Origin of the sequence: uncultured Butyricimonas sp., from assembly GCF_959596855.1 — a bacterium.
GTDB lineage: Bacteria > Bacteroidota > Bacteroidia > Bacteroidales > Marinifilaceae > Butyricimonas > Butyricimonas muris.
Window position 1 is genome coordinate 14797 of the sequence record NZ_CAUFYA010000017.1, and the last position, 24134, is coordinate 38930.

Genomic DNA, 24134 nt, shown 5'->3' on the forward strand with positions numbered 1-24134 from the left:
TTGTTTCCGCAAAACAAGGGATTATGAAAGAGAAGGTAAACAAGACTAACGCGGCAAGGTTGTTGGATAAGGCAAAAATCGCCTACGAGTTGATTCCCTATGAGGTAGACGAGCATGATTTGGCCGCGACACACGTGGCGGCGCAATTGGAAGAGAATATCGCACAAGTGTTCAAAACCCTCGTGCTGCATGGTGATCGGAACGGTCACTTCGTTTGCGTGATTCCCGGAGATCATGAGGTCGATTTGAAGTTGGCGGCGAAAGCATCCGGGAATAAGAAGGCCGATTTGATCCCTATGAAAGAATTACTTCCCGTGACCGGATATATCCGGGGCGGTTGTTCTCCTATCGGGATGAAGAAGGCTTTTCCCACGTTTATTCACGATTCATGTCTGCAATTTGAATATATTTTCATCAGCGCCGGAGTGCGGGGGTTGCAAATTCGTTTAAAACCAGAAGATTTGATCGGGTATGTCAGGGCTACGGTTTGTCCGTTAATAGGATAAGATATGTAAATTTCACGAATAACGGGGACTGTGCCAACAGCCCCCGTCTGACTCGCGTATAGCGTTCTTTTGTTCAGCGGACGATTATCGTGCGCTATCTTTTTATTTGAATTTTATTCATCTTAGTTATGAAAAAGCAATACACATCACATGGAAAAGAACTACCTGCACGAGTTTCTAAACAAAGATAAAATAATTTTTGATATCTGTGTCTGTTTAGGGCATATTTTTTTATTTCAACGTTTATACTGTTTGGTCTGCTTTTTGCATTATTTGGGAAAAAAGTGTTGGATATGAGAAAATGGATTTTTTTATTTTGGATGGCTATGTTTATAGCCGGTTGTGATTTGATAGAGTATCATCCTTATGATGTCCGTTTATCGGGGAAATTGGATATTAACAAGAAGAATATCCCGTTGATCGAGGAAGCGTGTCGCGATAAGGATACGGTACGGTTTGTACTCATGGGAGATACTCAACGCTGGTATGACGAGACGGAGGCTTTCGTGAAACACATGAACAAAAGAGATGACGTGGATTTCGTGATTCACGGCGGGGATATCTCGGACTTCGGGTTGACAAAAGAATTCCTGTGGATACGGGATATCATGGGTAAGTTACGTGTACCTTACGTGGCTTTGCTCGGTAATCACGATATACTGGGGAACGGGATGGATGTGTTTGTTGACGTGTTCGGGGAAGAGAACTTTTCTTTTCGTGCGGGCGAAAATCTTTTTCTTTGCGTGAACACGAACGCGCTGGAGTTCGATTATTCTCATCCGGTGCCCGATTTTTCGTTTATCTATTCGGAATTGCAGGATACCGTCGGTATTTCCCGGACAATTCCGGTTATGCACGTGCCACCCGGGGATATCGAGTTTAATAATAACGTGGGGTTCGTATTTCACACGATGTTGAAAACATTTCCGGGTATGGAGTTTTGTATGCATGCCCATAGTCATCGTTTGCGCCACGAGGAGCATTTTGACGACGGGATTCCTTATATAGGTTGTAGTTGTATGAAAGATAAAAATTATCTGTTATTTACTTTAACACCGGAGGGGTACGAGTATGAAGTGGTCTATTATTAAAGCGGGAATTATGGCCGTGTTGCTTTCGTTTACCACGTGGGCGATGGGGGACGAGAAGGATGATCGGGAGGAAAGACGTGCAGAACGGCATAAAAGAAAACTGGAACGTTACCAAAATCAATGGAATAGTTTGATCCCGAAGTATCAAAACTTGCAATTTGCCGGCTCGATCGGGTTACTCTCGGCAGGTATGGGGTGGGACTACGGTCGGCAACGGCAATGGGAAACCGAGTTTATGTTTGGTTTTGTACCGGGGTTTTCATCTAATAAAACCAAGGTAACGCTCACGTTGAAACAAAATTATGTGCCTTGGGAAGTTTCTTTGGGGAAAAATTGGGTGCTGGAGCCGCTTGAAACGGGATTGTTTGTGAATACCGTGCTGGCAAGTGATTTCTGGGTGAAAGAACCGGAGAAGTACCCGAATAACTATTACAAATTTTCGACTCGTGTTCGTTTCCACGCTTTTCTGGGACAACGTATCGCGCTGAACATGAAAGAGAATTTTCCTTTCCGTCGAATCACGGTATATTACGAGTTGAGTACTTGTGACCTGTACTTGATCTCGAAGTTCACGAATCAATACGTGAAGATGGTCGATATTCTGAGCCTCTCGTTCGGGTTGAAGTTCCATATTTTGTAAACGAGTGGAATTCTGGCTATTTATTATCTCGGATAGATGGAGAAGAAGTGAATAATTGTTATATTTGTGGAATAACTAATTCAAAGTAAGAGTATATAAATGAAAGAATTACGCTATTCAATCATCTTCGTCCTTTTTCTCGGTTTGGCGGTCAACGTGTCAGCCCAGCGGAAGAAGGTAGGATTGGTGTTGAGTGGCGGGGGAGCGAAGGGTGTTGCACATATCGGGGTATTGCAAGTGTTGGAAAAGGCAGGCATACCCGTGGATGTGATAGTGGGAACGAGTATGGGGTCTATCGTGGGAGGGTTGTATGCCATTGGATACACGGCCGATCAATTGGATAGCCTCGTGCGGGCGCAGGATTGGATGTTCCTTTTAAGCGATAAGGTGAATCGTTACGATTTGTCGTTCAGCGAGAAAGAGTACGATGCGAAATACGTGTTGTCCTTCCCCTTCGAACGGGGAAGACGTCGTCCGGTAGGGTTTATCAGGGGACAAAACGTGTATAATCTTTTTACAGACCTGACTATCGGGCATCATGATTCGTTGGATTTTTTGAAATTGCCCATTCCCTTCGCTTGCGTGGCTGCTGACGTGCTGAATCGGCAGGAGGTCGTGATGACCGATGGAAATCTGGTGCGGGCGATGCGGGCAAGTATGGCTATCCCGGGAGCGTTTACGCCGGTAATGGCGGGTGATCGGGTACTGGTAGACGGGGGCGTGTTGAATAATTTCCCGACAGACGTGGCACGGGCCCTTGGGGCGGAAATCGTGATCGGCGTGGATGTACAAGCGGATTTGATGGCGGAGGATAAGCTGGAATCGGTTTCCGGGGTGATACCGCAGATTATCAATTTGCTTTGTATGAATAAACACGAGGAAAACGTGAAACTTGCCGACTTGGTTATCCGTCCGAACGTGAAAGGATATTCTGCCGCGAGTTTTAGTGCCCGCGCGATCGACTCTTTGTTGACAAGGGGTAAGGTGGCGGCATTGCAGGATTGGGGTGAAATCATGCGAGTGAAAGAATTGATAGGAGGGCGGAATGAAAAAGTAGCCGAGCAACCAGCCGTGTACCTGTCGGAAGAGTTTGATATCCGGGATATATGCGTCGAGGGACTCACGACCAAGCAGGAAGGATGGGTACGCCGGAAAATGCGGTTGCGGGAGAATAGTGCGGTGACGCTTGCCGATATACACCGGGAGGTGGCGATGTTGTACGGGACAAAGGCTTTTTCTGCCGTGAGTTACCGTTTGTTAGGGAAACCACCTTACGATCTGGTGCTGGAATTACAGGCTCAACCCATGAGTGCCGTGAATGTCGGTTTCCGTTTCGACACGGAGGAGATGGCGGCAATTCTTTTGAACACGACCTTGAATTATAAGGCTTTGAGAGGTTCACAGGTAGCCTTGACGGGGCGATTGAGCCAGAATCCTTACGTGAAGATAGAATACTCGTTGGAAAATACTTTCCTGCGTCGGTTTAATTTGGCTTATATGTTCCGTTATAATGACGTGAATTATTATCACAAGGGGGAAAAGATGAATAATGTAACTTACCGTTATCATTTCGGGGAATTGGGGTTGTCCAGTCTTTATTTCCGCAATTTTAAGTTTCAGGTGGGCTTGCGTTACGAGTATTTTGATTATAATTCACTGCTTTTTGCCAACGAGGAAGAGATTATAGACGTTCGTCCGGAAGGTTTTTTCAGTTATTACGGGTTGGCTCAGTTAGATACTTACGACCGCCGTTTCTACCCGAATCGGGGGCTCTCTTTTTTAGCTTCTTACTCGATTTATACCGATAATATGGGAACGTATGACGGGGGAGCTCCTTTTTCCGCACTATCCTTGAATTTTACCCCGGTGATTGCGGTTTCCGATCGTTTGAAAATGCTGCCCGCCGTCTATGGGCGTGTGTTGATCGGGAACAACCCGGCGTATTCATACTTGAATTGTATGGGGGGAACGGTTTTCGGGCGTTATGCCGCACAACAAATTCCTTTTCTCGGGATCAATCACGTGGGAGTTTTTGAAAATTCTTTACTTGTCGGGCGGTTGGAGTTGCGACAACGCGCAGGAAGAAAACACTATTTTTCTTTAGTCGGGAATTATGCCATGCAAGATGATAGTTTTTTTGATATCTTCGGGCGTAAAGGTATCTGGGGTGGAGGTGTCGGTTATTCCCGTGACTCTTACTTGGGGCCTATTGATTTGATGTTTAGTCTTTCGGATTGGAACAAGAAACTCGAATTTTATTTTAATCTGGGGTTCTATTTCTAAGTTTATCCGTCCGGTTTAGTTCTACCCGGAATCCACGGTAATCCTAGGGTTATACTACCTCTCCTCTGTTACAAATTCCTTTTACACTTCTTACACCGTCATTAGGCAGGGGTGAAATAAGTGTGATACAAGTGACTTGTAAGCAAGTTAAGGTAGTATAGCCCTAGGATTACCGTGGGTTTTCGGTAGATACAGTATAATTTTAGATGAGAAGATGTGTTAAATTGATATTGTCCTACGAGAGAGGGAAAATGATGTTGTGTGTTGATTATTAGTTTTTTATTGCGTATTTATAAACGATCAATTATTGACATTAATAAAATTTGCCAGTTGACTAAAATCACAAAAACATAACCAGCTAATTACGAGAAGCAAAAATTATTATTGGAAAAGTTTGCGATAAACAAAAATGCTATATATTTGCAACGCAATAAACGATCGTTTTTTCAGATTAAAATGTCGTTTTGCGAAACAGTTTTCGTGCATCTATTTGTGTCACTGTTTAAGTGAGGTGCGTGGAACACATGGCAATAAATCAGGACCGGTAATAAGGTTAGTGCGCGAAGCGTGTCCGGTCAATTCGTCCCTTGCAAATGGTAGAGGGGTGAAAGTTCGTTTTTAAGCAGAATCAACAATTACATGATCGAGGATAAGAAAATAAACTGGTATGTCGCTTACACGCGGGTGAACCAGGAATTATTTATCAAGAAAAAGCTGGATGAGCTGGGAATCGAGAACTTTCTCCCGTGTGAGGAGCAAGTGCGAGATACACCGCTTGGTCGCAAGACGATCCGTGTACTTTTGATTCACGGGATGATTTTTATCCGTACGGATAAAAACACGAGTTTTTCTTTGATTAATGACCATTCACTGAATATAGTTTATTTGAAAGATATAGAAGGGCGTCATTCTCTCGTGGTTCCCGATAGACAAATGCAGAATTTCATGTTTTTATTGGATTTCTCTACCAGTGGTATCGAGATCTTGAATAAAAACCTCAAACGGGGAGATCGGGTTCGGGTTATCAAGGGTCCTTTACAGGGACTGGAAGGAGAGTTAGTACGTTTGAAAGGGCACAAGCGGGTGGTGATTCGTTTGGACGGAGTGGCGTCGATAGCCACATCTTATATTCCGGGCTCTTTCCTCGAAAGAATAGAGTAAAACAAAACAATTAATTTAAGATTTATGAATTACGATTTGCGATTAAAAAAGTGTTAATAAGTACAATTAAAATCATAAATCTAAAATCGTAAATCAAGAATACAAATGGAAAAAGGCTTATTTCATGATTTGTACAAGCAATTGAACGATCTTGACATCCGGTCGTATCCCCCGGAAATGTTGTCGGGCTTGTTACACGGTTACTTGACAGTATACTCCATGGTACGCGTGTACCCGTGGTTGGAGTGTGATTTCGGTAACCCGTATGATGTTCACGAGCGGGCAAAAGAAATTGCCCGGTTGTATTCGGTGTTGTTGACGAACGAGGATTTACCCGTCGATTCCCGTGCCGGTTATGCGGCGGATATGATGGATGTTTACCAGTTGTACTCGGACTTGAGTTATTTGAACGATGGTCTGGATGCGGCGTACAGGATTCTGACTATAAGAGGGAATGACAAGATCGTCTTGCCTTGCCGGACGCCGAATGTTTGTCGATTGCTATGTAATTGCTACTATTTCACGGGTGACGAGGTGTGTGGCGAATTGGCAGGCAGGCTTATCACGGAGGCATTGGGATATATTCGAGGCGGCGACCGTGATGTATTGTTGTCGTGGTGGGACGCTATTTGTCTGTACGATGACGTGATCGGTGCGATGGAATTGCCAAAAGAAGAACAGGAGCGGTTGAACGAAGAACAGGCACATCTGCGGGTAAGCGTAGTGCGGCAAGAGAATGAGAAAATCGAGCGTTTGCATCAGATGGGGCAAGATGCTGGTTTTAGTTTGGTGGCAGAAGTTTTTTATATTTTGGCGAAACGCGAGTTTGTGGCGTGTAATGAATATTACGTTGTGAAAGAATAATTCCGGTTGTATGTTTCTTTCTTCTTTTTTTATCAGTCTGCTGGCAACGGCGTATCTTATACCGAAGATATTATTTATATCTATCCGTAAGCATTTGATAGATCAACCTAATGCAAGGAAGGTGCATACTTGTGTATCTTCCCGTTTGGGAGGGGTGGCATTTTTTCCGGCTATCTTTTTCGCGATAGGGGTCACGGTTTCCGTGTTTTCCCGGTTTGATACGAATGTAATGGAACATTTTATGACAGCCGGTTTTATCATGGTGATGTGTGCATGTATCCTGTTATATTTGATTGGAATCGCGGATGATGTTGTGGGGGTAAGTTGGCGAGTCAAATTTGTGTTCCAGATCATAGCTGCCGGGTTGATCATTTTATCCGGTACGTGGGTGAATAACTTGTACGGTATTTGCGGAGTGTGGGAAATTTCCGCTTGGGTGGGAGTCCCTTTGACAATTTTTTTAATCGTGTTTGTTATCAACGCCGTGAATTTGATTGACGGGATTGACGGCTTGGCTTCCGGGCTGAGTTGTGTGGCGTTGTTATTCTTGGGTGTTTTATTTCTTTACGAGGGGAAAGAAACGAGTTCTTTGTTGGCTTTTACCACGTTGGGAGCGTTAATACCTTTCTTTTATTACAACGTCTTCGGGATCGCGAAGAAGAGATACAAGATATTCATGGGTGACACGGGTTCATTGGTGATTGGATTGATATTAAGTATATTAGCGGTAAAGTTTGCCTGCTTGGTTAGACAAGAGAGTGGCGGGGTGACTTACCCGTTCATCGTGGTGGCTTTTTCCGTGTTGCTGGTGCCCGGTTTTGATGTTATTCGGGTGGTACTTCATCGGTATCGTGCGGGGAAACCGCTTTTCTTGCCGGATAAGAATCATATTCATCACAAGTTCCTTGCGTTAGGGTGTTCCCATCGTAAAGCCATGTTCATGATTCTTGCCTTGGCATCGTTGTTTATTATTCTTAATATGACGTTATGCCTTTATATAAATATTAACGTGCTTATCGTGTTGGATATCGTGTTATGGACGGTTTTGCATGTATGGTTATCTTCTAAAGTAAAGAAAAGACGGGATGAAGCGGCTCGTTTGGAACAGAAGCTTATTGAAGCGGGATGCCGTAATTGTAAGGAACGGGATGCGTTGAAAGTAAAATTCTTTTTGGAAAAGAAGGCCGGAAAGGTTGTTACGATTGATGATATAAAAGAAAAATCCGGTGCGGAAAGGTTGCGTGTGGATTCCATTCTTTTTGATTTCGTGGAAGAGGGACTTATTATTTTAGAAAAAAACGGTGAAACCGAGCACGGTATTTATGATGAGAAAACCACGATTCAATGGTTCGATACCCGCTTGCCGTTATTCGTGGAAAATTATTTAATGAGAATAATGAAAAACTAATTAATACATTTGAACATGAAGGCTTGTTTTATGGGGTTGGGCTATATCGGTTTGCCCACGGCAATAATTGCGGCGAAACATGGTGTACAGGTAACGGGAGTTGATATAAATCCAAGAGTTGTCGAATTGACGAATCAAGGAAAACTTCACATCATAGAGCCCGGTATGGAAGAGATGCTTGGGGAGGTTGTCGCGAACGGGACATTGAAGGCATCGGTCGTCCCGGAAGAGAGTGATGCTTATTTTATGGTTGTTCCCACGCCGTTTAAAGGGAATCATGAACCGGATATTTCTTACGTGGAGGCAGCTACCCGTGCTGTATTGCCTTTGCTGAAAGAGGGTGATTTGTACGTGATCGAGTCTACGTCCCCGGTTGGTACAACCGAGAAGATGATGGATTTGATTTACACGGAACGCCCGGAGTTGCGGGATAAAATCTATATTGCTTATTGTCCGGAACGAGTGCTGCCTGGAAATGTTATTTACGAGTTGGTACACAATGACCGGGTAATTGGAGGTGTAAACGAGATTTCTACCAAGAAAGCGATCGAGTTTTACGCTCAATTCGTGCAAGGTACATTACATCGCACGAATGCCCGAACTGCCGAGATGTGTAAATTGACCGAGAATTCATCCCGAGATGTGCAAATCGCTTTCGCGAACGAGCTTTCTTTGATTTGTGACAAAGCGGGAATTAACGTGTGGGAGTTGATTAATTTGGCGAACAAGCATCCGCGGGTGAATATTCTGCAACCGGGATGCGGTGTCGGGGGACATTGTATTGCGGTGGATCCTTATTTTATCACGGCCGAATTTCCCATGGAATCGAAGATTATTGCCGATGCCCGGGAAATTAATAATTACAAGGCGTTCTGGTGTGCGGAGAAGGTTCAGAACGAGATGTTGAAATTTGAGTTGAAGCATCATCGTAAGCCTGTTATCGCCATGATGGGTTTGGCGTTCAAGCCGAATATTGATGATTTACGAGAATCCCCGGCAAAATATATCACGACAAAGGTAATGCAGGGATGCAATAACGCGGATATCTTGGTTGTGGAACCGAATGTCAGCGAGCATAAGATATTTAAGTTGACCGATTATCGGGAAGCGTACGACCGTGCGGATATTGTGGTGATGCTTGTCGCTCATGATGTATTTAAGGAATTGTCTTGGACGGACGAGAAAGTTATTCTTGATTTTTGCGGGATATACAAGAAATAATGATGAAAAGAATAATGTTGGTTTTCGGGACACGTCCCGAGGCTATAAAGATGGCTCCTTTGGTGAAAGAATTTCAAAAACACCCGAAGGAGTTTCAGACGGTCGTGTGCGTGACGGGACAACATCGGGAGATGTTAGACCAAGTATTGCATTTATTTGAAATTGAGCCTGATTATGATTTGAATATCATGAAACAAGGGCAGGATTTGTATGACGTGACGGCACGTGTTTTAACCGGGATGCGGGACGTGCTGAAAGAGGCACAACCGGATGTGGTGCTTGTTCATGGGGATACGACGACTTCGACAGCAGCGGCTTTAGCGAGTTTCTATCAACAAATTCCGGTAGGACACGTGGAAGCGGGATTGCGTACCCGTAATATTTATAGTCCTTGGCCGGAGGAGATGAACAGGCAAATCACGGGACGCATTGCGGCTTATCATTTTGCCCCGACGGCTTTAAGTCGACAGAATTTATTGGAAGAGGGAATTAAACCGGAATCTATTGTGGTGACGGGGAATACGGTGATTGATGCTTTATACATGGTGGTGGATAAAATCAAGAATGATGATAGTTTGAATATTTCTTTGCGTGAAGAATTACGGGAAGCCGGGTATGATGTAGAGCGTTTGAAAACCGGAGAGCGGAAATTAGTACTCATCACGGGACACCGGAGAGAAAATTTCGGGCAGGGATTTATCCACATGTGTTTGGCAATAAAAACGTTGACAGAGAAGTATCCTGACGTGGATTTTGTGTACCCGATGCATCTGAACCCCAACGTGCGTAAACCTATTCGGGAGGTGTTCGGGGAGAAGACCGCTTCTAATATGTTTTTTATCGAACCGTTGGAATATTTGTCTTTCGTGTATTTGATGGAAAAATCAACCATCGTGCTGACGGATAGCGGGGGTATTCAAGAGGAGGCTCCCGGTTTGGGAAAACCTGTACTCGTGATGCGCGATACCACGGAACGTCCGGAGGCATTGGAAGCCGGAACGGTAAAACTCGTGGGAACGGATTTCGAGAAAATCGTGGGTGAGGTTTCGAGGTTGTTGGAGGATGAGGGGTATTACGAGAAGATGAGCAAGGCGGTGAATCCTTACGGGGATGGTATGGCGTGCGGAAGAATTGTAGAATGGTTGGGGTAGGGTGTTTTTTGTCTGATGGAAATATATTATCTTTGCCGTAAAACAGAGGAAAAAATATGAAAATAAGGAATCTTCATCTAAAGAACATAGGTCCTTTCAAGGAGGCGAATTTGGTATTCCCCACTGATTTTGAGTCGGAAACAGGCAGACAGCCGGTGACGATCATCACGGGAATGAATGGTGCCGGGAAATCAATTGTCATTGATGCCATTCGGGCGGCATTGAGCGGGCAGCCGTTGGAACGCGGTATCGTGGCAGACGTGAATGATTTTCTTATTGAAATGGATGTGAATTATGATGGGGAATATCGTCATGTTTCTACTTCTACTTTTAGTAATGGTCATATAGCAGAGGCGGTGGGGTACATGCGAGTGGCAAAACCATTGCGATACGGTTACGATAGTTCGGAACCGGTACATAGATGGGTTATCGATTACTGGTCTGCCAAGTTACCCAGTGATTCGTTCAGGATAGGGAATATGACCAATATTAAGCACGAGGAGGTGTTGAAGGGAGTCATGTCGGGCAGGAAGAGTAACGTGGATTTGGTGAATTTCATTTGCCAAATAGATTATCTTCGCACGAGTGATATGCCCGAGGAAAAACGACTTGGCGAGCTGATGTATAAAAAGTTGATAGAGGTGATAAACCTCTGTCTTGACAATGGTCATTTTAAATATGTGCGACGTTCGGATTTGACTCCTATCGTGGAACAAAATGGTGCGGAATTGTCGTTGGAAAAGTTAAGCAGTGGGAATATTTTTCTGGTGGAACACATGTTGCTATTGATGTGCAAAATGTATTCGGTTGCCGTGCTTAACCAGTTGCAAGAGGATGAGATTTTTGATTTGCCGGGATTGTTGCTTATTGATGAGATTGAAACACATTTGCATCCTAAATGGCAAAAGAGAGTTTTAGGTATTATACGTGAGTTGTTTCCAAACTTGCAGATTATTCTGACAACTCATTCTCCATTTGTCGTGGCATCAATGGACGGGGCAAGTATATATACTTGTGTATCACGTACAGGTTATAGCGAGGTGTGTGATGAAACGGAGAAATACGGGAATATGCCGGTGGAGGAGATATTAATGTCTGATGTGTTTGATGTTCATCCGTTTAATGAACGGATAACAAAATTGATACAACAGCGCAAATTATTGATAGAGGCGGGGCATAAGTGCGAGGCACAAAAGATAGCTCGTGAATTATATTTGATAAACCCGGAATACTTTTCTTACCTTGGTATAAATGAGTGTATTTGAGTATGAGGCATATTGATAGACTTTCTATACCGGGTATCCTTGCCGAAAAGAAGGAAGAGTGGCAAGCGAAGTTTGAAGCCAAAAGAGTGGCGAATTCGTCTGCACGTCCGGAGTCATCGAAGTATGGTAATCCGAAAATTAGGGAAAGGCTGGAGGCTTGTTCTTGTGGAAAATGTTTTTATTGCGAGAGTAGATTGAGCGACACCCAGCAAGAGATAGATCATTTCGTGGAAGTGAGTGTTGCCCCGGAACTTGCTTATGAATGGGCGAATTTGTATTTGTCATGCAGTTATTGCAATGATAAATTGAGTCATAACGAAATCCCTGTAGAGGAGGCGTTGGATCCGTGTCGGGATTCTGATGCAGTGATTCAGGAGAATATTACATTTGAGGATGAATGTATTTGCTCGCAACCCGGTTCACGGATAGGGGTGAACACGATTAGAAAGTTTCGTCTAAATTCAAATTTGTTGGATTTGAAGCGCAGTAAATGGTTGCAGAAGATTATGAAAGAGGCGTTGGCTATAAGGAAGTGCATGATAGAAGAAGGACGTAAGGAGGCGACAAAGGAAGAGAAATATTCTCTTTTGAGGTATATGCAACCTGATCAACCTTATAGTTTAATGAGTGAAGTTTTTCTGAAAAAGAATTTTGGGCATTTGTTTGTTTAGTTTTTTTTTTTAATCAATGTGATAGATAGTGTATTGCATCTATAAAAATGAATTAATATTTATCGAGATGATAATACGTTAATTATGAATACGGCAGAAGTAATAGACATACTACGAAATTTTAAGATCAATTTCTCGGAGAAATATGGTATTAAAATGTTGGGACTATTGGGTTCTTTTGCGCAGAAACAACAAAAGGAGTCGAGTGATTTGGATGTGGTTGTCATATTACAAGAATCGGATTTTTTTACGCTGATACAAATACAGGAAGAATTGGAAAAATTGACTTCTTACAAAGTTGATGTAGTCAATTTCCGAGATTCGTTAAGGGATTCGTTGAAAGCTAATATCATGAAAGTTGCAATCTTTGTCTAAAGATTTGGCGAAAGTCCAGAATTGATAACGTGCGTGGAGTTAATACTATCGGATATTGCTACCGGTAAGTATGATAATTTATTTGATCGAAATATTTAATAATGCGCTTTACGCAGACATGGATTGCTTCTATCAAGTGGGATAGATTGATGCGATTATTTACAAACATGAAGTGAATTACAACCACGATACTTTTTTTTTGATGTAACGGGTGTTATAAAGTTTCACGTATAATATTCAAAAGATGGTATCGAAATAAAGGTACGTTGTATGAAAGAATTGTTTCGTTATGTAATATCTGATTATTATAGATATACAGGTATAAATGGAAGTGCGATAAGTATTATTAAATATTTGTTTTTCGGTCGTAATCATTGTTTTAATTATTGCTTTTGGTTGAGGTTTGCTTCCCGGAAAAACGTTTTGTTCCCATTGGCGTTGTTTATGCATAAACGGCTTACAGTGAAATATGGTATTCAGATACCTCGAACAACACGTATCGGTTACGGATTTTATATCGGGCATGGGATAGGTATTGTTATTAATGGAGGAACAACTATAGGTAATAATGTAAATATAAGTCAGTTCCTTTCTATCGGGAGTAATAAGGGTACTCCTGCTGTAATAGGTGATAATGTTTATATCGGTCCGAATGTTTGTATCGTGGAGGATGTACATATCGGAAATAATGTAACGATTGGTGCAGGTGCAGTTGTGATAAAAGATATACCAGAAAATGCTACTGTAGCAGGAGTTCCGGCTAAAGTGTTGAATTATGATATGCCGGAGAGATATATTCGACATAAATATAATCTATGTCAGAGGTAAGGGAAAATAATAAAAGGATAGCTAAAAATACAGGATTCCTATACATTAGGACAATCCTGATGATGCTTGTGATGTTTTACACGTCAAGGGTTGTTTTTCAAAACTTGGGTGTTGAAGATTTCGGGCTGTATAATATTATCGGGGGTGTTGTGGTTTTGTTTTCATTTTTGGAAACTGCATTGCAGACAGCAACACAAAGGTATTTGAATTATGAATTGGGACGGAGTGATAAAAAAGTGGCTTCCCGTGTGTTTTCCGCAAGTTTATCCATTTATTTTGGACTTTGTGTCATTGTTTTGGTCGTGGCTGAAACCGTAGGTTTATGGTTTATTGAAACACAAATACAAATCCCGGAAGGAAGGGAAAATGCTGCATTTTGGACGTATCAATTGGTTGTATTGATGACATGCAGCAAGATCATAAGAATACCGTATAATGCGTCTATTATTGCTTTTGAAAAGATGAATTTCTACGCATATATAAGCATCGTGGAAGTATTGTTGCAGTTGTTGATCGCATTTTTGTTGTCTGTTGTGGGTTATGATAGATTGATTTTATATTCATTCTTGATGTTTTTTGCATCTTCGTTGATTTTATTTGTGTATTTTTGGTACTGTAAAAAGAGATTTGATATTTGTGTTTATCATTGTTTTTGGGATAAATCTTTATATTTCAAGTTGATGAGTTTTTCAGGCTGGAGTCTTTTTGGAGGGATTGCGGCTTTAGGTTCATCCCAAGGGGCTAATGTATTAATAAATGTGTTTTTTGGGGTTGCTGTAAATGCGGCAGCGGGAATAGCTCAACAAGTATCCAGTGCTATATATACGTTTGTTGGAAATTTTCAGACAGCCTTTAAACCCCAGCTTGTCAAGAGCTATGCATCCGGTAATATGGATTATTTTTTAGAGCTTATTATTAATGCTTCGAAGTATTCGTTTTATTTGTTCATCGTTCTTGCTATTCCCGTGTTAATTAATATAGATACATTTTTGAAGCTTTGGTTAGGGACTGTCCCTGAATACGCTGGGACCTTTTGCAGACTTGCGATTTATTTTTGTTTGATAGAAGCTATATGTGGTCCTCTTTATATATCAGTTCAAGCGATAGGCAATATTCGTAATTATCAGCTAATCATGGGGGGCATATTGTTGTTAAATCTTCCAGTTAGTTATATCCTTTTAAAACAAGGTATGCCAGCAAATATGATTTTTGTAGTAAGAGTGGCAATTAATGTTGTTATGTTATTAGCCCGTGTGATATATTTGAAAAAGGTAATCCATTTCCCGTTACACAGATATGTGTGTACGGTTATTTTGCCTTGTGTTATGGTTATTGGTACTACATATCCAATTGCAGGATTTATAGCAGAACAAAACGAAGGTATCTTGTGGACTATCATTTCTTCGTTTATCGGATTTGTTTTGACTGGTTTAGGTGTATACTTGTTTGGGATATCGCAAAGAGAACGGAATGAGGTTGTGAAATTATTGAATAGATATTTAAGTAGATTGTGAGTTTATGAATACCGCTACAGTTACTTGGACGTATTATCAAAATTATGGAACCATTTTGCAAGCTTACGCATTGCAACAAGTTATCATTAAATTGGGGCACAATAATAAGATTATAGATGATAGCATGATAATAAGGAAAAAGTATCGTTTTGCTTTTATTCCGGATAAGATCAAGGATATATGTCGCATAGTTTTCCATCTTAACAATGTTTATGCTAGAAAGTCGATAATTAGAAATCGAGAATATAAACAGTTTAAAATGAAATATCTTCATATTGATTTCAATACATTCCCTGTAAAAAATTTAGACAAAAGGTATGATATATTTATTTGCGGGAGTGATCAAATATGGAGTCCCACGGAAAAAATATTTGATGATTTTTACTTTTTAGAATTTACTCAAAAGAGAAAAGTCGCTTACGCTCCAAGTTTGGGAAAAGCTTTTTTGCCAGATTGGTATAAAAAAAGAGTGAAGAGATTATTAAAAAACTTTGATTTTATTTCTGTTAGAGAGTCAAAAGGTGCAGAATTGTTATCAGAACTCATCGGTTATGAACTGGAAGTCGTTCTTGACCCAACTTTACTTTTAAATTCTCCCGAGTGGGATAAAGTAATTAATGGAGAGTGTACAGATATAGGTAAATATATTCTTGTATATATGCTTACTCCTAACGATATATATATTAAAGTTGTTATGGATTTTGCAAAAAAATACAACTTGAAAGTATGTATATTAGGTACATCGGAAGAATATTTGCATTTAGATGCAGAAAATATTTTTTGTGGCCCTGATAGATTTCTTCAATTGATAAAGCAGGCGGAGATTGTATTTACAGATTCTTTTCATGGAACTATTTTTAGTATTTTATTCCATAAAGAATTTTATACCTTTAAACGATTTTCAGACCAATCTTCTTTGAATCAAAATTCTCGTATTGATAATTTGTTTGAACAATTGGATATATGTGGTAGATTGATCGATTCTAGAAATTTAGATATTGTTGGGGCAAGTCCTGTTCTTGATTATCAAAAAATAGATATTCGGTTAAATATGTTAAGGATGACTTCGTTTGCATTTCTTAAAAAGGCTTTAAGTTAGAGATGAAAAATATTTGTAGCCCAATTAATTGTTCTGGTTGTTTTGCCTGTTTTAATGTTTGTCCTCGTACTGCTATTACAATGCAGAGTGACTCTTATGGATTTTTGTATCCAGTAATAGATGTTGATAAGTGTATCGATTGTGGTTTATGTGTTAAAGTTTGTCCCGCTAACAAAGTGATTAAGGGAAATCATATCATTCGAGCCTTAGCTGTAATTTTAAAAGCACCTGAAGCATTATTGGAAAGTGCATCTGGAGGGGCCGCTTCTGCAATAGCTTGTGGGATATTGGAGCAAGGGGGAATAGTTTATGGATGTAGTTCTGTTGATAATTGTTTTGATGTAAGGCACGTACGTATTAATGGTATTGATAGTATAAGTAAAATTAGAGGAAGTAAATATGTGCAAAGTTTGATAAATAACACATTTGCTGATGTTAAAAAAGATTTGTCGGATGGTTATATTGTTGGATATTTTGGTACTCCGTGCCAAATAGCAGGTCTTAAGTCTTTTCTTAAATTTGATTACAAGAATCTTTTTACAATAGATTTAGTTTGTCATGGTGTTTCTTCTGTAAAGTTTTTGAAAGATGCTGTAGATGAATATAATAAAAAGTATGTTTTTGATAAGCAAAATTTGAAAGTTAAATTTAGAGAGAAAAGGTCGGGAACAATCAAATACGGACTTTTTATTCAGGATTTAACAAATATGTCTTATCGGCAAAGATTTGTTAATCCAAAAGATGCTTTTACAATGGGCTTTTTGAAAGGATATACAATACGCGAAAGTTGTTTTAGTTGTAAATATACCAATATATATAGGCAAGGAGATTTTACAGTGGGGGATTATTGGGGATTGGGAAAGACTCAACTTAATAGAGATAATGGAGTTTCGTTGTTGTTAATTAATACATCGAAGGCAAATATTTTATTTAACCAAATACAGAAATTTTTGTATTGTGAAGAGCGCTCCATTGAAAATGCGGTGAAAGGTAATGGAAGATTTAGATATCCTCTTTCTAAACCAAAATTGTACGAAGAATTTCATCAACAATATCTTAAAATAGGTTGGAAGGCTATTAGTAAATATCGGTTGAAATATAAAATGCAATATTATAAAGCACAAATAAGACCTGCATTAGCAAATATCACGATGTTGCGAATGTTGTATTTATTTTTTGTCAAATATTTTGGTAATAAATAAAATATGCAATTCTCTCCTAAAATAAATACACTTTTATTGTGTGTTTATATTTTGCTTGTAATAGCATATACTGCATTTGGTTTGTCGGTTACTTCGTTTGTGGGGTTGATGGAGTGGAGTATAATGATCTTATTCGTAACAGTACTTGCGTTTAAGAAAGGTTATGTGCGGTCTGTAATTTGGTATATGATAGCAGTGATGGTATTTTTGTTATTGCATGTCATGAATGCGGATACTTCTCTGTTAACGGCAGGTTTGTTTTTGGTGAACATATTGTTATTTTTGTTTTTACCTGATTTGCACGTAAACGTTCGAGTTATTGCTTATTTGTTGTTTGTCTTGCTTATTGTAAATTTTATTGTTGGTTTTAGAGAGGTACTTTATTCTCCATTTGCAAGTACTGTGGACGAGTATTTTAGTGGATTTTTTCAGAATTCAAATACAAATGGAAATTTTGCGTGTTGTGTATTAGCGGCTGTATTGTTGTTACTAAAAAATAGAAAAGTGCGGATATGTACGATATCATTGTTTCTTGTTTATCTGTTTGCCTGTAAAAGTCGTAATGCGTTATTGTTTACATTGTTAGTTGTGTATTTCTATAATATATTGTCTTGTAAAAAGTTAGCAAAGTTCGCTTTACCTTCTTTTATCATGATTTTAGCAGGCAGTTTATTTTATTTAGCTGTTATAGAACCTGCTGTAGATGCTGATTTTGAAGTTTTTGGTAAAAGCGGGAATAGTGCAGGGCGTTCCGTTCAGATTTTGTTGGCAATGAGTCGATTCCCTGTTACATTTTTTGGAGTCGGGGCTACTGTACCGAATGATTATGTGACTGCGGTAACGGAATTTGCTATCCATAATATGTATGTAAATACGTTTTATGCTATGGGATGGGGGTATATTGTTTTGTTTTTTATTTTCGTGTTTAAATTATATTGTTTGCTTCATTCAAATTTAGCGAAAGCCTTTTTGATGAGTTTTTTAATGTATTTTATCTTTGAACCGGGTACTGCATTTGGTACACAACTTGTTGTATCTCTACCATTTATCATTTTATTAATAAAATTAGGACAGGAAAAATATGAAAATCGTACATTGCATTTGGAGTTTTAACACCGGAGGAGCGGAAACGATGCTTGTTGATATTGCCAATGAACAGGCTAAGACGCTGGAGGTGTGTGTGTTGATTGTAAATGATTCTTTTCAGCAATATTTAGTAGATAAATTTTCGCCTGAGGTGAAGGTGGTATTGAATCATAGAAAGCCTAATAGTCGTTCAATATTGCCTTTTATTCGTTTGAATAGGACATTGAGGAAGTTGCGTCCAGATGTGGTGCATTTGCATAATGCTATGTTGGCAAAAGTGGTTATGCCTTGGGTAAGTCGTGGACTGTTTTTGACAGTCCACGCCTTACACCTCCCATTGGGAGGTGTAAGGCGTGGGGTAAAACTGATTGCCATTTCAGAGGCGGTGAAGGAGGATGTGCTACGCAGAGGTAATTATGATATTGTCGTTATTCCGAATGGTATAGATGTAAAAGCTATTGATAAACGAGATTTACATGGTTTAGAAAGGAATATGCATATTGTACAGGTAGCGCGTTTGGATGTTCAGAAAAAAGGGCAAGATATTTTGATAGATGCACTTGCTTTACTAAAAAAGCGAGGAATAGAAAATATTGATATAGATTTTATTGGTGAAGGTGCTTCTGAGCAAGTGTTGAAGATGCAAGTAGAGAAGTTAGGTATTTCCGATAGAGTGCATTTTTTAGGTCTTTGTGACAGGAATTATATTTATAAGCATTTGAAAGATTATGATTTGATGTGTCATCCGTCTCGCTATGAGGGTTTTGGATTAACAGTTGCAGAAGGAATGGCTGCAATGGTGCCTGTATTGGTGCCTGATAATGGTGGACCATATGAAATTATTGAGAACGGAAAATTAGGAATGGTGTTTAAAATGGGGAATGTTGAAGATTGTGCGGACAAGATAGAATACATTTATAATCATTATCAAAAATTAGGAAGTCTTGTATCACAAGCTTATAAAAAAACATGTGAATGCTATTCAATAGAACGAATGGTGAGGGAGTATATTAGATTTTATGATAAGATATTGAGCGTATGATAATTATGCTTTTGTATTTCATGTGCAAAACGAGTTATACTTGTTTTTTAGTTTTTTAGTATGAATATTTTTGATGAAGTTTTGTTTATTGGTCCAGATTTTAATAATCGTGGTGGAATTTCTTCAGTTCTTAAGTTGTATAAAGAGAATATAGAGTCATTTCATTATATAAAAAGTTCTACGGATAAAGGGCTATTAGTGAATGTATGGGTGCTGGGTGTTGTATTAGTAAAGCTTATTGGTGTTAGATTTTTGCGAAAAATAAAAATTATTCATTTACATGGTGCTTCTTGGCATTCTTTTCAAAGGAAGGCTATAATCATAATTTGGGTAAAAATTTTAGGATTTAAGGTTATATTTCATTGTCATGGTGGAGAATTTAAGCAGTATGTGGAAAGTAAAGGTAGGAGGGGGGTCAAAGGCGTGCTTGATAAATGTGATGCTATTATTGTATTATCAAAATATTGGTATGATTATTTTATAAATGAGTTGGGGCAAACGAGGGTATTTGTGGTAAATAATATGGTCAATAGACCGCAGAAGATAAATAAGCGGATTGACGGTTTGTTACATCTTTTATTTTTGGGGGTGATTACAAAAGAGAAGGGGATCTTTGATTTGGTAAATGTAATAAATGAACATAAAGAGGAGTTGAAAGGAAAGTGTACTTTGATAATTGGTGGTTCTGGGATAGAAAAAAATATTAATCAATTAGTGAGATATATCGAAGAAAATTGTTTGCATGATTTGATTGATTATAAAGGGTGGGTAAATAATGAAACAAAAGAATTGGTTTTTGCTGAATCGAATGTATTTATATTACCATCGTATATGGAAGGTTTACCAATTTCGATATTAGAAGCAATGTCTAATGAAATGCCGATTATATCAACTTTTGTTGGAGGTATTCCCGCTATTGTAACTACTAATAATGGGGTTTTAGTAAGACCGGGAGATAAGACCGCAATTTGGCTGGCTATTAAAAATTATATAAATAACATTAATATCATTATAGAACAAGGCAAAGAGTCTGCTAAGTTAGTTGAAATCTTTTATCCTCAAAAAGTTGAAGAGCAATTAGTTTTGATTTACTCGCAATTGTGAATTTTATTATAATGAAAGATGTCAGGTATGTGAAAATGTTTTGAGGAAAAATGATGAAATGTTGAGTCGTATTGTAAAGTAAAAGCTTTATGCAGTTTGTAATAAAAAGTTCTAATGTAATATTTGATATTTGAAAGTATGAATTGGCGAGTGTTTTTAATGTCTTTAATTCGTCGAGGAAATTTAAATTCCATCTATAAACGAAATTTAGAAATTCAGTATAAAGGAAATGAGGATACAATTAGACATGAGATGCGGGAAAATGCAATGAAAATCTTCCAGTTTCATGTGCAAAATAACTTTCAATATCGAAATTTTTTGGATGAAAAAGGATTTGATTATCATGATTTAACTCATGTTGTTTGGGAGAATGTGCCAATTATGACTAAAGAAGATTTGAGAAAATATTATCCAGAAATAAAGTCTGAAATTTATAATTATACATCTACAGGTGGATCAACAAATGTTCCTTTTAGGTATCCTGCAAGTAAAGACTCAGCATTGGCTATGTGGCCTAATCATTGGATAATGCATCGCATGTGTGGTCTAAAGCCTTATGACAAGATGTTAATGTTAATGGGATATGATAATGCAAAAAAAAGTATTGTAAAAAAAATTTATCATAGATTATCAAATTTCTATACATTTAGTTCATTTGATATGACAGAGAGGCAGATGACAGAGATGTATGAATTGATAGTAAATAAAAAAATAAAATTTATTTATGGCTATTCTTCTTCAATAAATCAGTTTCTACGTTTTCTTAAAACAAAAGATATTTATCTTCATTTAAAAGGTATATTTACAACAAGTGAGAATAGAATAAATTCAAATTATTTTTTGGCAAAGAAATATTGCAATTGTGAATTATTTGATCAATATGGAGCTCATGATGGTGATGTATTTACTTTCGAATGTCGTGAACATGCGGGTCTTCATATTTTGCATGAAATGTCTACTGTTGAAATTATTAATAATGAAATTATTTTAACAGCGGTGAAAAATAAGGCATTTCCGTTTATTAGATATAAAGTTGGGGATATTGCATTAGGGGAAAGATTGATTACTGAAAAATGCAAGTGTGGAAGGACATTATTTCGTATAGAAGGAGTATCTGGAAGGAATACTTATTTCGTGAAGGATATTGATGGAAAAGAAGTGTCAGTATTGTGGTTTACTTATGCATTTGATGATGATGTAAATATTTTGCAATATCAAGTTATAGAAGATGATGGATGTTTAAAAATAAATGTTATTACAGATGTTTATGATGAAATTCAAGTAGAGAAATTATTTCGACCATTTATTTTATCTAAGATAAAACGTCCTGTTGAATTTGTATTGAATAAGGATATATATAAATTACCTAATGCTAAGGTTCCATTATTTTATATGGTAAAAAAATAATTTGTGCTTATTGAGAATATATAACCGATAGTAGGAATAGGAATGGTTTTATTAATTTGTGTTATATCGATTATTGGGAAGTTGAGTTCGGGAAACGCTACATTTTTGAAAATATAGTGTTTTTGTCGATGGATAGAAAAGTCGATTATGGTGTTTAATGAGGAAATAAGAACGAGCAGAAAGATAGAATCTGAAATTTGTAAATATACATGAATAAAGTTTCGTTGAACGGGATTGAGACTTTTGCTTTTAACTCCGAAAAGCAATTGTTGGATTATGTGGATGCGCATAAAGGTATTCTTGTAGCTATTAATGCTGAAAAAATATTGCATGCGACTAAACAGACTAGGGGAATTATAAATCGGAATATCGGGTATTGTGATGGGATTGGGGCGGTGATGGCGATGAAGAAGAAGGGGTATAGAGATGTGGTGAAGATTCCGGGATGTGAGTTGTGGTTGAAAATTATAGCTTCGATGTACCGGGAGAATAAAACGTTTTATTTGGTGGGGGGGAAGCAGGAGGTGATAGAGGCGACGGTGAGTAAGTTGAAGGAGGAGTTTGCGGGGATTCGAATAGTGGCTTATCGTGATGGATATATTCGTACGGAGAAGGAGAGGATGAAATTGATTGAGGATGTCGCGGAGAAAAAGCCTGACGTGGTATTTGTAGCGATGGGTTCCCCGAAACAGGAGTTGTTGATGGAGGAGATGTTAGAACGTCATCCTGCTATTTATCAAGGATTGGGGGGGAGTTTTGATGTTTACACGGGAAACGTGAAAAGGGCCCCGAGGTGGTGGGTAGAGCATGGTTTGGAATGGGCTTACAGGCTTGTGAAGCAACCGTCGAGAATTAGGCGGCAGGTGTTTCTCGTGAAGTTTTTGTTGTTGGTAAAATTAGGTAGAATATGAGTGATATAAAAGTTGTCGAGGGAGAGATTTTCACGGATTACCGAGGGGTAATTTCTTCTTTGAACGGTTTTGATTTTGAAGGAGTGGAGAGGTTTTATTTTATCCATCATCCGGATGCTAATGTCGTGAGGGGATGGCATGCGCATCAATTCGAGAAGAAATGGTTTTATTGTGTGAAGGGGGCATTCACGATAGGGTTGGTGAAGATTGATGATTGGGAGCGTCCGAGTGTGGATTTGAAGGCGGAGGTGTTTCATTTATTGGAGGGGAGAAGTGAGATTGTTTGTGTGCCGGAGGGGTATGGAAATTGTATTAAGGCGGAAGAGCCGGGGGCCGTGTTGTTGGTGTTTTCGGGCAAAAGGTACGAGGAGGCGTTGGTGGATAGTTGGCGGTATGATAAGGATTTGTGGGTGGATTGGGAGAAGGGGGAGGCGAGATTTAAATGATTTACGATTGATGATTTTGTGATTGATGATTGAGAGATTAATGATATGCCTCGGGCGAAGTGTGCCCGGGGCTTTTTGTTTTTATAATTTAAATTTGTAACAATGAAAAGATTATTGGAAACGAGTTTTTTCGCTTTGTTGGCGGAAGGCTTGGGCGTGTGTTTTGAAGAAGAGAGGTATATAAAGGCCATTCGGGAGTTCGCTGGAGATTTGAGGAAGGCAAGCGAGGCGGAAAATGATGCCGGGGTGCGGGAAAGGATGTTGGCAAGGGCTAGGATGGGGTTGGAATATTGGTTAGAGCGTGTCGTGGTTGATGATGGCGCTTTTGGGAAAAAATGGGGCTTGTACTTGTTGTTATATTCGTGTGGCGTTAAAATTGGTGGAGGAAGAAGGGCGTTGGTCACGTGAACGGGAGGAGTGTAGGAAGGCAGATGGGGACAGGAAAGAACCTCGGGTTATTGTTCGGTGGAAGTCGAAGAAGTACAAAATGATGATTATGGAGTTGATCGAGGGGTTGGTGCTGGTGGACGAGTTGTATTCGCCCACGGGGGATGCGTTGGGGGAGAAGGAACTGGTGGGGATGATGAAAGAGGTGTTTGGGGAGGATATCTCGAATTACCAGCAATTGCGGGAACAGTTTTTTGATCGTAAACGAGAGTTGACGCCTTTTTTGAAGCGGATGATTGCCGCTATCTTGAAGGAAGCGGATGATAGGGGTGCGTGGAGGAGAAGGTGAATTGATACTGTGATTTAGAGATTGCCGATCGGGTGATACCTGGAAGGGGGGGCTCGATTGGCAATTTTTATTTTTGGAAGCGAGGGTGATGGATAAGGGGTTACGGGGAATTGTTATGAATTA

Annotated in this window: 24 protein-coding genes; all 24 read left to right on the plus strand. The window is 39.3% G+C overall.

What is annotated here, in order from left to right; all coding sequences use genetic code 11:
• Positions 1-23: 23 nt before the first annotated feature.
• The 24 genes from ybaK to Q5866_RS09380 all read left to right on the plus strand — a co-directional run bounded on the left by ybaK (position 24) and on the right by Q5866_RS09380 (position 24011).
• The gene (gene ybaK, locus Q5866_RS09265; protein WP_227217809.1) at positions 24-506 is read left to right on the plus strand and encodes a Cys-tRNA(Pro) deacylase; all 483 of its coding nucleotides are present in this window, start codon (positions 24-26) and stop codon (positions 504-506) included.
• A 293-nt stretch (positions 507-799) separates the two neighbouring features.
• Complete coding sequence (locus tag Q5866_RS09270; RefSeq protein ID WP_099293317.1) at positions 800-1597, plus strand: metallophosphoesterase; 798 nt, start codon at positions 800-802, stop codon at positions 1595-1597.
• The gene (locus tag Q5866_RS09275; RefSeq protein WP_099293315.1) at positions 1578-2237 is read left to right on the plus strand and encodes a hypothetical protein; all 660 of its coding nucleotides are present in this window, start codon (positions 1578-1580) and stop codon (positions 2235-2237) included. Before Q5866_RS09270 ends, Q5866_RS09275 begins: the two co-directional genes overlap by 20 nt.
• Positions 2238-2336: 99 nt before the next feature.
• The gene (locus Q5866_RS09280) at positions 2337-4520 is read left to right on the plus strand and encodes a patatin-like phospholipase family protein (protein WP_303179914.1); all 2184 of its coding nucleotides are present in this window, start codon (positions 2337-2339) and stop codon (positions 4518-4520) included.
• A gap of 639 nt (positions 4521-5159) precedes the next feature.
• Entirely contained in the window at positions 5160-5681 is a 522-nt protein-coding gene (locus Q5866_RS09285) for a UpxY family transcription antiterminator (protein ID WP_303179915.1), read from the plus strand.
• Positions 5682-5786: 105 nt separating this feature from the next.
• Positions 5787-6545: a hypothetical protein gene (locus Q5866_RS09290; protein WP_303179916.1), complete on the plus strand. Its 759-nt coding sequence runs from the start codon at positions 5787-5789 to the stop codon at positions 6543-6545.
• 10 nt (positions 6546-6555) lie between these two features.
• Positions 6556-7953 (plus strand): MraY family glycosyltransferase, encoded by a 1398-nt coding sequence (locus tag Q5866_RS09295; protein ID WP_303179917.1) that lies wholly within the window; start codon positions 6556-6558, stop codon positions 7951-7953.
• Between the two features lie 15 nt (positions 7954-7968).
• Positions 7969-9174 carry a UDP-N-acetyl-D-mannosamine dehydrogenase gene (gene wecC / locus Q5866_RS09300; protein ID WP_303179918.1) on the plus strand — a complete coding sequence of 402 codons (1206 nt, stop codon included), beginning with the start codon at positions 7969-7971 and terminating at the stop codon, positions 9172-9174.
• Positions 9175-9176: 2 nt separating this feature from the next.
• Entirely contained in the window at positions 9177-10325 is a 1149-nt protein-coding gene (gene wecB / locus Q5866_RS09305) for a non-hydrolyzing UDP-N-acetylglucosamine 2-epimerase (RefSeq protein WP_303179957.1), read from the plus strand.
• A 56-nt stretch (positions 10326-10381) separates the two neighbouring features.
• Complete coding sequence (locus tag Q5866_RS09310; RefSeq protein WP_303179919.1) at positions 10382-11590, plus strand: AAA family ATPase; 1209 nt, start codon at positions 10382-10384, stop codon at positions 11588-11590.
• A gap of 2 nt (positions 11591-11592) precedes the next feature.
• Positions 11593-12261 (plus strand): HNH endonuclease, encoded by a 669-nt coding sequence (locus Q5866_RS09315; RefSeq protein ID WP_303179920.1) that lies wholly within the window; start codon positions 11593-11595, stop codon positions 12259-12261.
• Positions 12262-12345: 84 nt separating this feature from the next.
• Positions 12346-12636 (plus strand): nucleotidyltransferase family protein, encoded by a 291-nt coding sequence (locus Q5866_RS09320; protein ID WP_303179921.1) that lies wholly within the window; start codon positions 12346-12348, stop codon positions 12634-12636.
• 270 nt (positions 12637-12906) lie between these two features.
• Positions 12907-13464, plus strand: a complete 558-nt coding sequence (locus Q5866_RS09325; protein ID WP_303179922.1) for a serine O-acetyltransferase — start codon at positions 12907-12909, stop codon at positions 13462-13464.
• On the plus strand, positions 13452-14978 hold the full coding sequence (locus Q5866_RS09330; protein ID WP_303179923.1) for a lipopolysaccharide biosynthesis protein: 1527 nt from the start codon (positions 13452-13454) through the stop codon (positions 14976-14978). Before Q5866_RS09325 ends, Q5866_RS09330 begins: the two co-directional genes overlap by 13 nt.
• A 4-nt stretch (positions 14979-14982) precedes the next feature.
• Positions 14983-16077: a polysaccharide pyruvyl transferase family protein gene (locus tag Q5866_RS09335; protein WP_303179924.1), complete on the plus strand. Its 1095-nt coding sequence runs from the start codon at positions 14983-14985 to the stop codon at positions 16075-16077.
• A gap of 2 nt (positions 16078-16079) precedes the next feature.
• Positions 16080-17279 (plus strand): Coenzyme F420 hydrogenase/dehydrogenase, beta subunit C-terminal domain, encoded by a 1200-nt coding sequence (locus tag Q5866_RS09340; RefSeq protein WP_303179925.1) that lies wholly within the window; start codon positions 16080-16082, stop codon positions 17277-17279.
• A gap of 186 nt (positions 17280-17465) precedes the next feature.
• Positions 17466-18392: a hypothetical protein gene (locus Q5866_RS09345; protein ID WP_303179926.1), complete on the plus strand. Its 927-nt coding sequence runs from the start codon at positions 17466-17468 to the stop codon at positions 18390-18392.
• Positions 18361-19407, plus strand: coding sequence for a glycosyltransferase family 4 protein (locus tag Q5866_RS09350; protein WP_303179927.1), 1047 nt, complete (start codon positions 18361-18363; stop codon positions 19405-19407). The genes Q5866_RS09345 and Q5866_RS09350 overlap by 32 nt, the downstream gene beginning before the upstream one ends.
• A gap of 60 nt (positions 19408-19467) precedes the next feature.
• Positions 19468-20511, plus strand: a complete 1044-nt coding sequence (locus Q5866_RS09355) for a glycosyltransferase family 4 protein (protein WP_303179928.1) — start codon at positions 19468-19470, stop codon at positions 20509-20511.
• Between the two features lie 138 nt (positions 20512-20649).
• Entirely contained in the window at positions 20650-21918 is a 1269-nt protein-coding gene (locus Q5866_RS09360) for a hypothetical protein (protein ID WP_303179929.1), read from the plus strand.
• Positions 21919-22127: 209 nt separating this feature from the next.
• On the plus strand, positions 22128-22829 hold the full coding sequence (locus tag Q5866_RS09365) for a WecB/TagA/CpsF family glycosyltransferase (RefSeq protein ID WP_303179930.1): 702 nt from the start codon (positions 22128-22130) through the stop codon (positions 22827-22829).
• Complete coding sequence (locus Q5866_RS09370) at positions 22826-23275, plus strand: WxcM-like domain-containing protein (RefSeq protein WP_303179931.1); 450 nt, start codon at positions 22826-22828, stop codon at positions 23273-23275. The genes Q5866_RS09365 and Q5866_RS09370 overlap by 4 nt, the downstream gene beginning before the upstream one ends.
• A 102-nt stretch (positions 23276-23377) precedes the next feature.
• A complete protein-coding gene (locus Q5866_RS09375) occupies positions 23378-23683 on the plus strand; it encodes a hypothetical protein (protein WP_303179932.1) in 306 nt (101 codons plus the stop codon).
• Entirely contained in the window at positions 23640-24011 is a 372-nt protein-coding gene (locus Q5866_RS09380; protein ID WP_141560985.1) for a hypothetical protein, read from the plus strand. The genes Q5866_RS09375 and Q5866_RS09380 overlap by 44 nt, the downstream gene beginning before the upstream one ends.
• Positions 24012-24134: the final 123 nt, after the last annotated feature.